Raw genomic sequence first — 14,092 nt, 5'->3', positions numbered from 1 at the left:
ATGGATAAAAAAACAAAATTGAGAAATGACTGGACCAAACAGGAAATAGAAGATATTTACCATTCTCCTTTGCTGGAACTGGTCTATAAAGCGGCAACCGTTCACCGTGAATGGCATAATCCTGAAGAAATTCAGATGTCTACTTTATTATCAATAAAAACAGGAGGATGTCCTGAAGACTGTTCTTATTGCGGGCAGGCAGCCCGATATCATACCAATATTAAAGTTCAGGCATTGTTGCCAACAGAAAAAGTCATTGAACATGCTCAAAAAGCAAAGGATAACGGCTCGTCGCGTTTCTGTATGGCTGCAGCGTGGCGTGAAGTGCGTAACAACCGTGATTTTGATCGCGTGATCGATATGGTAAAAGGAGTTAATGAGTTGGGTCTGGAAGTATGCTGTACCCTTGGAATGCTGACAGAAGAACAGGCAATTCGACTTCAGGAGGCCGGATTGTACGCTTATAACCACAATCTTGATACTTCAGAACAATATTATGACGAAATTATTTCTACCCGTACTTTTGATAACAGAGTAAACACTATCAATCATGTAAGAAAAGCAGGAATTACCGTTTGTTCAGGCGGAATTATCGGACTTGGAGAAACACATAAAGACCGGATTTCAATGCTTTTAACATTGGCAACCATGCCTAAACATCCGGAATCTGTTCCTATTAATGCACTGGCAAGAGTGGCAGGAACACCTTTGGAAAATAACCCGAAAGTAGATACCTGGGAAATGGTAAGAATGATTGCTACGGCTAGAATTGTAATGCCTTCTTCCATGGTAAGACTAAGTGCAGGAAGAGTAGAAATGACAGAGTTTGAACAGGGATGGTGCTTTATGGCAGGTGCAAATTCAATTTTTACGGGGGAGAGAGAAACACTTTTGGTTACGCCAAATCCAGGAGTGTCAGAGGATATGCAGCTGCTGAATACTTTAGGATTAAAACCAATGGTCAAAGAAAATAAGAAGGAATCATGCTCAGTTTAAAAGAAAGAGACAGGGAAGTCAACTGGCATCCCTATACTCAGATGAAAACCGCAGACGATATTATTCCGATTGTAAAAGGAAAAGGCGTTTATCTTTTTGATGAACAGGGAAAACAATATATTGATGCTGTTTCTTCATGGTGGGTGACGTTACATGGCCATGCAAATCCTTATATCGCCCAAAAGATATTTGAACAGCTGAATACTTTGGAACAGGTAATTTTTGCAGGTTTTACCCATAAGCCGGCGACCTTGCTTTCTGAAAAGCTGCTGCAGATATTACCCGACCGTCAGAAAAAAGTTTTCTACTCCGATAACGGATCGACTGCTGTTGAAGTAGCCTTAAAAATGAGCATTCAGTATACCCAGAATCAAGGGAAAAAGAAAACGAAAATTCTTGCTTTTAAAAATGCTTATCATGGGGATACTTTCGGAGCGATGGCAGTAAGCGGAAGAGGAACCTGGACGCAACCTTTTGGTGAAATGCTTTTTGAAGTTATTTTTATTGATACGCCAACTTCAGAAAATTTAGAAAATTTACAGTCCGAAATCAAAAATATAGCAGATGAAGTAGCCTGTTTTATTTTTGAACCGTTAATTCAGGGAGCTGCAGGAATGCTGATGTACAAAGCAGAAGATCTTGATCGGCTGATGAAAGCATGCAGAGAGTCGGGGATTTTAATGATTCAGGATGAAGTTTTTACCGGATTTGGAAGGACAGGAGAGCTTTTTGCAGCCAACCATCTTTCAGAAAAACCTGATATCATGTGTTTTTCGAAAGGTCTTACGGGTGGTACTTTGCCTATGGGAATTACCACGTGTACTAATGAGATTTACAATGCTTTTTTATCTGATGACCAGTCTAAAACACTTTTCCATGGACACTCTTTCACTGCAAATCCTCTTTCATGTACTGCAGCTTTAGCGAGTATGGAGCTGCTGTTGGAAAAAGAAACACAAAAAAATATCCGGAGAATTACCGAACAGCACGCTCAATTTTCAGAAGTGCTCAAAAAGCACGAAAACATTGAAAATGTTCGGCAAACCGGGACTATTATTGCATGGGAAGTTAAAACCAGCCATGAAACTTCCTATTTTAATACGATAGGAAAAGTATTCTATAAAGAATTTTTAGACAGAGGAATTATTATCCGTCCTCTGGGCAATGTAATGTACCTTGTTCCGCCATATTGCATTACCTCCGGAGAATTGGATTTTATTTATCAAAATATTATAGAAGTCGTAGAAAAATTAGCTGCAGCTCCAGTTGTTTAGGTTTAAATTTAAAATTTTATTTTTAAAATTAACCATCTGGCTGTCCAGGGCGTGCATAAAAAACTCGGCTTTTCCACAAACTTTTGCTTCTAAAAGCTGACCTGTCAATGTTGTATATCCGTCAATATGTAAATTGATCCGGAGATACAACATTGGCTTTCCGTTCATCTCTGAAATATTTCCGGAAATTTCAGATAACTCTACCAAACCATTCAGTACCTGATCAACATATTTTTGGGATATCGGATCAAAATATCGGATGCTGACGTCATTCATAAATCCTATTCCCGAAATTTTTCCGTTTTTAATTTTTTGAGTTTTGAGAAAATCTGAAAGACCGTCAATGATGCTCATTCCCTCATTAACACTCACAATATAAGTGCTTTCTATTTTCTGAGCAGACCAAAAACTGCCCTTAAAAAACTGTAGATTCATATTAATTCTTAATTGATTAAAATTTTAACATAAATCTTTCTTAATCATTTATAAATTTTTATTATTTAGTTATTTTATAGTTTATTCAACTAAACATGTGGTTATTTTGTTAAATTTACTATTTTTATAATAAAAACGTGTTTTATTTTCAATAAATGTATATAAATTTTGAATAGTAAAGAAATAATAATTTTCTATAATTATTATAGAAAATGGTACCACATCGATACCACAAATACACATATTTAATACCCGTTATTGATTGTAATCATAAAAAAAAAACAAAGTTTCCCATACATTTGAAATTCCTAGCTACAAAATAGAAGAGAAGGTTTATTTATCATCTTCACGTGGTATGTATGTGGTATTTTAATTGAGTAAAATTTTAATCATTTTTTATTTCTTTGTCTATATTAAAATTTCGTAATACATTTTATTAGAATAATTTTAACTACACGAAGAAAATTGTAAAATACATTACTGATTATTGATGAATAAAACTAAAAATAAAGATGCTGTAGACCGACAAAAATAATGTAACCTCAATGGCGAAAAAGTACATTTTTATAGATTTCAAAAAATGAGGTTTAGAGACCCAATAGATTTATTCTGTGCGAAAAAAGAACTGTAACAGAAGTTAGTAGAGATGAGAAAAATATTATGAAAAACGAAAAACCTAAATTCAATTTAGAAGATTTAAACGAAAAAATTATTGTACAAGATGAAATATTAGCATTAGCTAAACAAAATTCCCCTCGTCTTTTAAATAAATTCAGATTGGTTTATCCTGATTTTTTTGAAAAAATTTCAGCAATACAGCCTAATCTTAAAAATTCGGAACTTATTTTCTGTATTTATTTGAAATTGAACCTTACCACAAAAGAGATTGCAACATATACTTTTGTAACTCCCAAGGCGATACAAAACAGAAAAAACAGATTGCGGAAAAAACTAAATATTCCTTCTGAAACAGATATTTATAAATGGTTTAATGATATTTAAACCATTTTTTTTTTATAGTTCCAACACTGCATTGTCAAGATCATGATACAACAGCACTTTCCAATGGTTACCTATAGCTTCTTGTTGCCATTTTAATCTCAGTTCCATTGCTTTTCTGCCATCAAAATCGCTTTTATAGGCCAAATGATACTTCAAATAAGAAGCCTGAGGAAGGTCATCTGCACCATAGAAAACGGTTTCATCATTTTCGGAAATCCGGAAAATCTGCATATAAGGCGTATGTCCACCTACCACTTCGTAGGAAATTTCGTCACTTATTTTCCCCTGATCATCTTCCATCCAAGTAATATTAGGCAGCTGAATCAGCTTTTCCAGGGTATCAAAATCAAAAGAATGATTTCCTTTATTTTCCAGGGCAAAATCGAGCTCTCTCCTCTGAATGTATATTTCCGCGTTCGGGAAAGTAGGCTCAAAACCGGTTTCAGTTCTTGTTATAGACGTTTCAATATGATCTTTATGAAGATGAGAAAGCAGGAGTTTTGTAATCTGTCCCGGAAGAATATTGTTTTCTTTTAAAATTTCCAGCAGTACGACCTGACCTTTTTCATTTTTCCATCCTATTCCGGCATCCAACAGGATATAATCGTTCTCTGTAATGATCAGAAAGGGCTGAACAGACATTTTGATACCTTTAACTGTATCTTTGTTTTCATCTGTCAGAAGGGTAAAGTCTTTTACTTTATCCGTTGAAAAATTGCCTTCTTTTAATGGGATGATCTTCATACCGCAAATTTCTTGATTATTTCTAAATCTGTAAAACGTTTTTTTTCGATATAAACCATCGTTAAAACCGATAATATCAAAATTATTTCAAAACTGATTTAACATTTGTGATCAATGCCTATCAAAGAATGTAATCGATTAACTTTCGATATTTTAGAAAACCAGTAAACTCATGAAAAATCAGTCACAACAATGGTCGCGTAGAAAATTTTTAACGACACTTGGCGGAGCAGGAACCGTAATGATGCTTAATCCTCTGTTATCCTGGACCGTTTCTGAAATTGATCCGCGCGTGGCAAAAATCGTAGCCAATACTATTGGGATTGATACTCATAATCATATTGATGTTGCTCTGAATTTTAAAGAATCGCCTGGCTCTAAAGTAGATCTGAAAGGAGAAATTAAGAAATCCGGATTGTCAGCTATAAGTATGACTTTTGCCGTTGACTATCAAAAGCTAAAGAATGAAGGAGATGCATACAGCAGGTTTACTACAGGTTTGGATGAAATGGATAGAATTCTGAAGGATAATGATATTCAACGTTCGCTGAATTTATCTGATTTACAATCTTATCATCAAAAAAAGATTCCTACAGTTATTCAATCTGTAGAAGGCGGACATTTTCTGGAAGGCAAATTGGATCGCCTGCAAATTGCATATGAAAGGGGATTGCGCCAGCTTGGGCTACTTCATGATAACAACGCTTCTGTTCCGCTAGGTGATGTTTATACCAATTCTCCTCAATTTGGAGGTCTTACTTCTTTTGGTGCTGACATTATTAAAGAATGTAATGCTTTGGGTATCCTTATAGATCTTGCCCATGCTAATAATGAAACCATTAATATGGCCATTAAAAAGACTGTAAAACCTGTTTTAATTTCTCATACCGGGCTAGATTCCCAACTTGGAAAAAATGAAATGATGGCTAAAATGATGAAACCAAGGCTCATCAGTAAAGAGCAGGCAAAGATTGTTGCAGAAACAGGCGGAGTTATTGGAGTCTGGACGCATTTGGCAGAAACGCCTTTGGAATATGCGCAAAATGTAAGAGCTTTGGCAGATATTACAGGCATTGATCATGTGTGTATCGGGACAGACACAAAATTGACTCCCGCATACAGATCTCCGAATGAGCAGCAACCAAAACAAAATGAAAATTTCACAGGAAAAAAAGAAGAAAGAGTAGGTGAACGTACTAATCTTGCATGGAAAAACCAAAATGAAGGCTTTTATTTTGCCGTCGTCGATGCTTTGCTGAAAACCGGTTTTACAGAAGATGAAATAGGGAAGATCGGAGGTGGAAATTACTGCAGGGTTTTTGGTAACGCTACTAAATAATTTAAATTTCATAAATTTCAGTGTCTGTAAAGACAAAAAACTGACCTCCTTTAGGAATATTCTTGGTATCCAGACCTGTAAATTCACTGAAAGCAGGAAGCAAAAGCTGGTTTGACGTTAATACATAACAGGGCAGCCTAATATTTTTTATAGCAGAATGTAGGGTAATGCCCGGATGTATGTGTCCTGTAATTTGAAAATTCTCTATCTTTTTATCAAAATCATGAATGAAATAAAACTCATTGATTTCTATGTGCTTAGATTTAGAACTTAAGCATAATTTAGCCTCCACTGCCTGAGAAATTTTATCATGATTTCCTTCTATGAGATAAAACTGCAAATCGGGATAGCGGTTTCTCCAGTTACAAAATTCATCTACATCAGAATTGTCTCCTGCATGTAACAAATCACCTACAACTATCAATTTTTCTGGATTAAAATATGTTATCAGAATGGATAATCGGTTCAGATCATTTTTCATAATCTCATTGGCGAGTGCAATGCCATTTTTTCTGAAATGAGCTGTTTTCCCAATATGTAAATCGGATAGTATTAATGCTTTTTCTTTTTCCCAGAATGCCGCACGCTGATTGGTTATGGTGAAAATTTCGTTTTGAATAGGTATATTTTTTGTTACTATTTTCATGTTTAAATGTACAATTTAACAATTTCTGTTATTCAGAAAGTAATCATATTATTATTATTATTATTATTATTTCTCTTTTCTGGCTTGCTCTACAAGTTTTCTGATTCGTGCATCCAAATCCTCACTCGTTAAAGTCTGACGTAGGCTGTCTACTTTTATCGGGAAACTTAGAGGTGTAAACGTATTGGAATGTTTCAGAATGATTTTTGATTTTTCAATTCTTTTAAAAGCTTCCACAAGTCGCTGCTCCTGTAACTGCATATTGAAAACCTCCGTATAAGCCTGTCTCACAAGAAAATGATTGGGATCATGATCTTCCAGTACTTTAAAAATCAATCCTGCTGAGCTTTGTAAAGCTTTGTTGGAACGCTGTTGTCCCGGGAAATTTTGAATCACCATCCCTGAAATTACAGCAATATCCCTGAATTTTCTCCGAGCCATTTCTGCTGAATTGATACTTGAAATAACATCGGTCATCAGGTTTTCACGGGTCAAAATCTGATGCAGATTATCCTCATGTAACGGAATTTCTTTATCACTGAATAGCTCAAAACCATAATCATTCATTGCCATTGAAAAAGAAATAGGAGCGAGTTTTGAAATCCGATAGGCAATCAAAGCGGCCATTACTTCATGCACGAGACGTCCTTCAAAAGGGTACATAAATAAATGATAGCCTTCCCTGTTTTTAATTAATTCCACCAAAAACTCATCTTCTTTTGGAATATGAGAGCGTTCTTCCTGATTAATCAGTAAAGGATGTAAAAATTTAAGTTCTTTTTCAGAAGCTTTGGGATTCAGGGCTCCGGATAATTTTTCTCTTAAAAAATGTCCCAAATTTGAGCTTAAAGGTAATCTGCCGCCTAAATAACTCGGAGCCAAAGCTTTTCCTTTAGACAAACGGACGTACACTGTCATATCCTTTACCATTGCTACCTCAAGTACACGGCCCGCCAGGATAAATTTTTCTTCTTTCTTTAATTTTGAAATAAAATATTCCTCAACCATTCCGATGTATCCTCCGGAAATAAACTTTACTTTCAACATTGCATCGCTTACGATAGCTCCCATATTCATTCTGTGAAGCATGGCGATTTTTCTTGAAGTTACTTTAAACAGACCGTCTTCCATCACTACCACTTTATGGTATTCTTCATAACTTTTCAAAACACTTCCGCCGATGGTCAGAAAATCAAGGATATTTTTCCATTCTTCATCCGTAATTTCCTGAAATGTATAAACTTGTTTAATTCTTTCATACGTTTCCTGAGGATAAAATCCATCTCCAATCGCCAGAGTCATTAAAAACTGGACCAATACATCGAAACATAACACCTGTGGTTCCCGTGGTTCTATTACATTTTGTTTAACGGCTTCCTTCAGTGCAGCCACTTCAATAAGTTCCAAAGAGTGAGTGGGAACGCAATAAATTTTGGAAGTTTCAAAAGGAGAGTGGCCACTTCGTCCTGCCCTTTGCAAAAACCTCGCAACACCTTTTGCTGAACCGATTTGTATCACGGTATCAACAGGTTTAAAATCGATTCCTAAGTCCAAAGATGATGTAGAGACTACGGCTTTTAATTTTCCATTGCTCAAGTTTTCTTCAATCCATATTCTTAAATGTGCATCAATCGAACTGTGATGAATAGCAATTTGTCCCGCAAAATCAGGATAGGCATCCAGCAACAGCTGGTACCACATTTCACTCTGACTTCGGGTATTTGTAAAAACAATAGTAGATGTTGAATCTAAAATAATCGGGACTACTTTATCTGCCAGCTTATGTCCAAGATGTCCTGCCCATGGCAGAATTTCGACTTCATCCGGAAAAACGGAAATAATATCAATCTTTTTATGTTCTTTGGCTGTAACCTTCGTTTTTTTAATTTTATAAGGAATTAAAACCTCCATCGCTTCATCCAGGTTTCCTATTGTTGCTGTAATTCCCCAAATTTTAAGTTTCGGAACATATTTTCGGAGTTGAGAAACACCCAGTTCTACCAAAACACCGCGTTTTGAGCCCAATAATTCGTGCCATTCATCCACGACAATACTCTGCAGATTCTGAAAAAACCGCTGATGATTTTTCTGCCCGAGAAGTAAATGCAGGCTTTCGGGAGTGGCCACTAAAATTTCAGGCATATTTTTAACCTGCTGCTGTCGTACTTTGGGATCCGTATCTCCGTTTCGGACTCCGACCATCCAATCCAGACCAATCTCATCAATTGCTTCCTGCATTGCTTTTGCGATATCTTTGGAAAGCGAACGAAGGGGAGTGATCCAGATCATTTTCAGTCCTTTTTTGTATTTTTCGGGATGATTTAAGAAATCTGAAATTAAGGCTAAAAAAACAGAATAGGTTTTTCCGAAACCGGTAGGGGCAACCACAATTCCGCTGTAGCCATTTCCAAATTTTTTCCAGGTATCCGTCTGAAATTTAAAGGGAGAAATACCTTTGTCCATCATCCAGTTTTGAATGATGTTGAATCCGTTGGTATTTTCGAAAGTAGCCAAATTATTTTATTTAAGTAAGTTAAAGTCTTTGATTATGCCCAGACTGATATTCCTGAAAATGACTGTCTGGTATCAGAATTGTCCGGATGAGCAGAGTCGAAACGTTTATTGTATCAGTTTTTTTATCTCTTCCAAATCATCGATTTCATCTGCTGTTTTATCTTTTCGCCATCTTACAATTCTTGGAAAGCGTAGCGCTACACCACTTTTATGGCGATTGCTAAAGCCAATGCCTTCAAATGCAATCTCAAAAACAAGCTCGGCTTTCACGGTTCGAACGGGTCCAAACTTTTCGATAGCATTTTTGTTGACAAACTTGCTTACTTCCATGATTTCTTTATCCGTTAATCCTGAATATGCTTTTGCAATTGTGACCAGAGAGTCACCTTTTTTAACAGCAAAAGTATAGTCGGTATAATAAGCGCTTCGTCTTCCGCTTCCTTTTTGAGCGTAAATCAGAACAGCATCAATGGTCAGTGGGTTAATTTTCCATTTCCACCAGTCGCCTTTTTTTCTTCCGGAATGATAGGGTGATTTTTTTTGTTTCAGCATCAGCCCTTCGCTGTTTATTTCTCTTGAATTTTCTCTGATTTCATTTAATTCGTTCCAATTTTCAAAATCAATGATTTGAGAAAGCTTTATATTTTCAGGATCTTCATTTAATAATAGCTCTTCCAGCATGGCACGTCTTGCAGCAATTGGCTTTTCTCTCAGATCATTATTTTCGAGCTCTAAAAGATCATAGACAAATACTTCAATAGGAATTTCTGAGAGCATTTTTTTAGTTAAAGTTTTCCTGTTTAATCTTTTCTGTAATTCATTAAAATTTAAAACCTTACTATCCTTTACCGCAAGTATTTCTCCATCTAAAACAAAATTTCCGTTCATCTGTTTTATAGTTTCAGTAATTTCAGGAAACTGCTCCGTAATAAGTTCTTCACCCCTTGACCAGATAAAAACTTCATCATTTCTTTTAATGATCTGCCCACGGATTCCGTCCCATTTATATTCAATTTGCCATTCATCAGGATCACCCAATTCTTCCAGTTCTTTTTCTAAAGGATAAGCCAGACAGAATGGATAAGGTTTTGAATTGTCAGGATTAATTTTTTCGGCTGAAATAAGCTCTTTAAATGAAATTTCATCAGGCTGCCATTTTCCCATCAAACTATGGGTCAGGGTGCTTGATTCCTGATTTGAAAACTTTGTTAAAGCATTAATCAAAGTTTTATCTGAAACTCCTATTCTGAAGCTTCCGCCCAATAATTTATTGAAAATTAACCGCTCGGTATAATCCAGTCCGTTCCAGGAATTTAAAACAAAGTTTTTTTTCTCTGCATCGGTTTTGCCTTTCAAATCGATGATTTCAAGCATCCATTGAGATAGTGTACGGTCTATTTTTTCATTTGGAGGAGGGAGAATTAGTGATAATGTTTCGCCCAGATCTCCGACTGAAGAGTAGCTTTCCTGAAACAGCCAGAATGGTAATTTTGTAATTTCCAGGGCCCATTCTTTCATATAATTGGTATTGACATTTCTTTTGGGTCTTTTACCTGTAAACAAAGCGATAAACCATACTTTATCTTCATCCGGAGCACGTTCAAGATAATCGATAATGGCATCGATTTTAGCGTTGGTTTTGTTGGTGCTCTCCAGAGCATTGATTAAATCTGCAAAATGTTTCATGGTTCTGGATTTTCAATGACTTCTTTTTCTGTTACTTCCTCGTCATCATCTCCGTATAATGTTTCTACTACGTCAGATTTTATTCCGATTTCATTCAAATATTTAGAAAAAACTTCAGTTTGTCCGTGTGTTACATGAACAATTTCAGCTTCTGTAGCTTTTATGGCCTGTAACAGCCCTTTCCAGTCGGCATGATCACTCATTGGAAATCCTGCATCTGCACTTCGCCATCTTCTGGCACCACGCACCTGCATCCAGCCTGAGCAAATTGCAGTGGCGGCATTCGGTATTTTTTTGATCACGTTACTGTCCAGCAAAGCAGGTGGAACGATAACAATTTCATTCTGTATATGTTTTACATTTTCTCTGAAATCAGGAATTTCATAGTCCGGAAGGTCAATACCAACGGCTTCAAAAGCTTCATTTAATTTTCCGATCGAGTAGTGAACATGAATTTGTCCCAGTCCTTCAACTGCTTTCATGATTCTCTGTGCTTTCCCTAATGAATATCCAATGAACACTGAAGTCTTTTCATTTTCTTTATTTTTCAGCACCCAATTCTGGAGTTTCTTATTTAAATCCTCAACTTCAAGCCAGTTGTAAATAGGAAGTCCGAAAGTGCTTTCTGTAACAAATTCGTTACACGTAACCAATTCAAAAGGTGTACTTAAGCCATCATCCTGAACTTTATAATCACCGGAAATTACCGTTACGTAGCCTTTATACTCAAGACGGATCTGTGCCGAACCAATAATGTGACCTGCGGGATGCAGAGACAGTTTTACCCCATTCATATTGATCGTTTCTCCGTATTCAATACTCTGGCATTCAATATCCGGTGAGATTCTCTGATATAGGATCGGTTTTGTGAAATGATGACAAAGATATTTTTTCATTCCCCACCGCGCATGATCGGCATGGCCATGTGTAATGACTGCCAGATCAACAGGTCGCCAGGGATCAATGTAGAATTTTCCCTGTGGACAATAAATGCCTTTATTGGTAAATGTGATAAGTTTCAATGGTATGATGTGATTTGGTTTAAATTTTACAGTTCAAAAAGCTGACCAAAACGAATGTAATGGTTAAGTTTAAATTTATTATATACAAAAAAAGGAGCTGTATAAAACAACTCCACTTAATGATAATTTAAGGAATAATTTTTTCCTCTCTTAATTTTTTAAATAAATCGATGAAAGAATCTTCGGTATTCTGATAAGCTGTAAAGCCCAATTTTCTACTGTTTGTCATATCTGTCATTACTTCAAGTGGTCTTCCAAGATCGAGATCAGTGTGCCAGGCAGAAGATAATCGGTTTAGCTGCTCTTCTTTTAAATGATATTTCGAAGCGATTTCCTGCCAGGTCTGACGATCGTTTTCCAATTCTTTTTCCAGAGGCTTTATATCGTCTTTAAAACCTTCAGCTTCAATGCCGAACCAGTCTGCCAATCTTTTCCAAAGCCATTTCCATCTGAAAATATCACCATTGGCAATATTGAAAGCCTGATTTTTTGCAGATTCTGTGGTAGAAGCCCATACCATTTGTTTAGCCAAAATCCTCGCATCCGTAACATCGGAAATTCCATTCCACTGTTGTGAGGATCCCGGCCAGATAAATTTTCTTCCTGTTTCCTTACAAATACTGGCATACACAGCTAAGGTTGTTCCCATGTTCATCAGATTTCCCACAGCATGTCCAATTACGGTATGTGGTCTGTGAACACTCCAGGTGAAGCCATCTCTTTCTGATGCTTTGTAGACTTCATCTTCCTGGGCATAATAAAAATTGGGAAGGGGGAGACGGGGATGCTCTTCCCTTACAGGTGTTTCAGGTAAGGTTCCACTTTTGGCATAAGCCTCAAACGGTCCGAGATAATGTTTAAGCCCTGTAACCAAAGCGACATGTTTTACAGATTTTTTCGGAGCTAAAGCGTTTAAAAGATTTCTGATAAGCGCACTGTTGACACGAATATTTTCATCTTCTGTTTCATTACGCATCCAGGTAGTAAAATAAATGTGAGTAGGTGAAATATTTTCTAAAGCAGTTATCAAACTCTTTTCATCAAGCAAGTCGGCTTTTAAAGAGTGCAATCCTACTATATTTTCATTAGGATTTCTGGATAAACCATAGGTCATCCAACCTTGTGAAATTAATTCCTGTGCAAGATTACTTCCCGTAATTCCTGTAGCACCGACTACCAGTGCGATATTTTCTTTGTTTTCCATTTTGATAAAATTTCTTTTACAAAATTATGGACGGTAAGGCTGCAAACACTTGATCCAGATCATGGGTTTTGATTGATTTGGGTCAAGGATTTAGGATTTGGAATTACTGTTTTTTGTGATTCCAGATACATTTTAATCTTTTAAAGACAGTTTTTTTCTGACTCTGCTGATTGTTTCGGGTGCCAGACCAAGATAAGAAGCGATCAGATTATGAGGGAGCCTTTTAATAAGTTCCGGACTGTTTTGAGCCAGTTGAGTATATTTTTCTTCAGCTGTATAACCGCTTGAAACAATGAGACGGTAGTCTTTTGTTACCAGACTGTTTTGATACAGAATTCTGAAATACCGGTCCATCACCGGAATCTGCAGCATCATTTTCTCATAATCTTCACGATTGATCATCAAGAGCTCGGTTTCTTCTACAGCATCAATGGTTAGAACTGCATTTTCCTGATTGATAAAGCTGTTGAAATCAGAGATCCACCATCCCTCAAATGCAAACATGTTGATATGTTCATTTCCTTTTTCGTCTAAAAAGTAGGACTTGAGCAAACCTTTACTGACAAAAGAAAGATTTTTGCAAACATCACCTTCCTGCAATAAATACTGCTTTTTTCGCAGTTTTTTCGAAACAAAAAATGATTTCAGTTCCGTTTCCTGTGTTTCGCTTACATCAACTTTATTTTTTATATGGGCAAAGAGTACCTCAAACATCAGAATAATTTATTCAAAAATATTATTTTTCAAAATCATAAAAATTTAATCCTATTTCGGGGTCTTTTATCTTAGTCACGCTAGTGTTTAGCGGATAGAAAATAAATTCTCCTGCTCCACGGATTCTGGCATCCAAAAGATGCCCTGCCAACGCTGTATAATCTTCTCTTCCTAATGTAATATGCAGGTGCAGGGTTGGTTTTCCTTCAATTTCCGAAACATTTCCGGAGATATTGGTAACTTCCATCTGCTCATAAAAAGTTTTATCAACATAATTTTTTGTTGATGGGGTGAAAAACCGTAATGTAACCTCATTTACCGCACCAATTCCGGTAACTTCTCCGGAATGAATATGTTGGTTTTGAATAAAATCGGTCAGTGTCTCTACAATACCAGACTTATCTTTGAGGCTTACAATATAGACATTGTCAACTTTTCTGGCAGTCCAGTTATTTCCTTTAAAATTTTCTACATTCATGGTACTGATTATTATGATAAATAATAAATGACGACTTG

At 36.3% G+C, this 14,092-nt stretch carries 13 protein-coding genes; 4 read left to right on the top strand and 9 right to left on the bottom strand.

Annotated elements, in window-relative coordinates:
• Positions 1 to 996 carry a biotin synthase BioB gene (gene bioB, locus M2373_RS01740; protein ID WP_259106799.1) on the top strand — a complete coding sequence of 332 codons (996 nt, stop codon included), beginning with the start codon at positions 1 to 3 and terminating at the stop codon, positions 994 to 996.
• Positions 984 to 2,270 (top strand): adenosylmethionine--8-amino-7-oxononanoate transaminase, encoded by a 1,287-nt coding sequence (gene bioA, locus M2373_RS01735; protein ID WP_259106797.1) that lies wholly within the window; start codon positions 984 to 986, stop codon positions 2,268 to 2,270. The genes bioB and bioA overlap by 13 nt, the downstream gene beginning before the upstream one ends.
• On the opposite strand, the gene M2373_RS01730 is transcribed toward bioA, so the two are convergent.
• Positions 2,247 to 2,705, bottom strand: coding sequence for a PPC domain-containing DNA-binding protein (locus M2373_RS01730; protein ID WP_259106795.1), 459 nt, complete (start codon positions 2,703 to 2,705; stop codon positions 2,247 to 2,249). The genes bioA and M2373_RS01730 overlap by 24 nt on opposite strands.
• Before the next feature lie 660 nt (positions 2,706 to 3,365).
• On the opposite strand from M2373_RS01730, the gene M2373_RS01725 reads away from it, so the two are divergent.
• Positions 3,366 to 3,707, top strand: coding sequence for a hypothetical protein (locus M2373_RS01725; RefSeq protein WP_259106793.1), 342 nt, complete (start codon positions 3,366 to 3,368; stop codon positions 3,705 to 3,707).
• 12 nt (positions 3,708 to 3,719) lie between these two features.
• Here M2373_RS01725 and M2373_RS01720 read toward each other — a convergent pair whose 3' ends face one another.
• Positions 3,720 to 4,451, bottom strand: a complete 732-nt coding sequence (locus M2373_RS01720) for an MBL fold metallo-hydrolase (RefSeq protein ID WP_259106791.1) — start codon at positions 4,449 to 4,451, stop codon at positions 3,720 to 3,722.
• Positions 4,452 to 4,623: 172 nt separating this feature from the next.
• Here M2373_RS01720 and M2373_RS01715 point away from each other — a divergent pair, with 172 nt between their 5' ends.
• Complete coding sequence (locus tag M2373_RS01715; RefSeq protein WP_259106788.1) at positions 4,624 to 5,790, top strand: dipeptidase; 1,167 nt, start codon at positions 4,624 to 4,626, stop codon at positions 5,788 to 5,790.
• Position 5,791: 1 nt separating this feature from the next.
• On the opposite strand, the gene pdeM is transcribed toward M2373_RS01715, so the two are convergent.
• From pdeM to M2373_RS01680, 7 genes are all read right to left on the bottom strand, one after another.
• Complete coding sequence (gene pdeM, locus M2373_RS01710; RefSeq protein WP_259106786.1) at positions 5,792 to 6,436, bottom strand: ligase-associated DNA damage response endonuclease PdeM; 645 nt, start codon at positions 6,434 to 6,436, stop codon at positions 5,792 to 5,794.
• Between the two features lie 66 nt (positions 6,437 to 6,502).
• Entirely contained in the window at positions 6,503 to 8,950 is a 2,448-nt protein-coding gene (locus M2373_RS01705) for a ligase-associated DNA damage response DEXH box helicase (protein WP_259106784.1), read from the bottom strand.
• 105 nt (positions 8,951 to 9,055) lie between these two features.
• The gene (locus tag M2373_RS01700; RefSeq protein WP_259106783.1) at positions 9,056 to 10,636 is read right to left on the bottom strand and encodes an ATP-dependent DNA ligase; all 1,581 of its coding nucleotides are present in this window, start codon (positions 10,634 to 10,636) and stop codon (positions 9,056 to 9,058) included.
• Complete coding sequence (locus tag M2373_RS01695; protein ID WP_259106781.1) at positions 10,633 to 11,658, bottom strand: ligase-associated DNA damage response exonuclease; 1,026 nt, start codon at positions 11,656 to 11,658, stop codon at positions 10,633 to 10,635. The genes M2373_RS01700 and M2373_RS01695 overlap by 4 nt, the downstream gene beginning before the upstream one ends.
• A gap of 127 nt (positions 11,659 to 11,785) precedes the next feature.
• Entirely contained in the window at positions 11,786 to 12,862 is a 1,077-nt protein-coding gene (locus M2373_RS01690) for an SDR family oxidoreductase (protein ID WP_259106780.1), read from the bottom strand.
• 132 nt (positions 12,863 to 12,994) lie between these two features.
• The gene (locus M2373_RS01685) at positions 12,995 to 13,576 is read right to left on the bottom strand and encodes a Crp/Fnr family transcriptional regulator (protein WP_259106778.1); all 582 of its coding nucleotides are present in this window, start codon (positions 13,574 to 13,576) and stop codon (positions 12,995 to 12,997) included.
• Positions 13,577 to 13,598: 22 nt separating this feature from the next.
• On the bottom strand, positions 13,599 to 14,054 hold the full coding sequence (locus M2373_RS01680; RefSeq protein ID WP_259106777.1) for a PPC domain-containing DNA-binding protein: 456 nt from the start codon (positions 14,052 to 14,054) through the stop codon (positions 13,599 to 13,601).
• Positions 14,055 to 14,092: the final 38 nt, after the last annotated feature.

The sequence above is a fragment of the Chryseobacterium sp. JUb7 genome, from assembly GCF_024806495.1.
In the GTDB taxonomy this organism is placed as follows: domain Bacteria; phylum Bacteroidota; class Bacteroidia; order Flavobacteriales; family Weeksellaceae; genus Chryseobacterium.
This window is presented reverse-complemented; position numbering and strand designations above follow the sequence as displayed.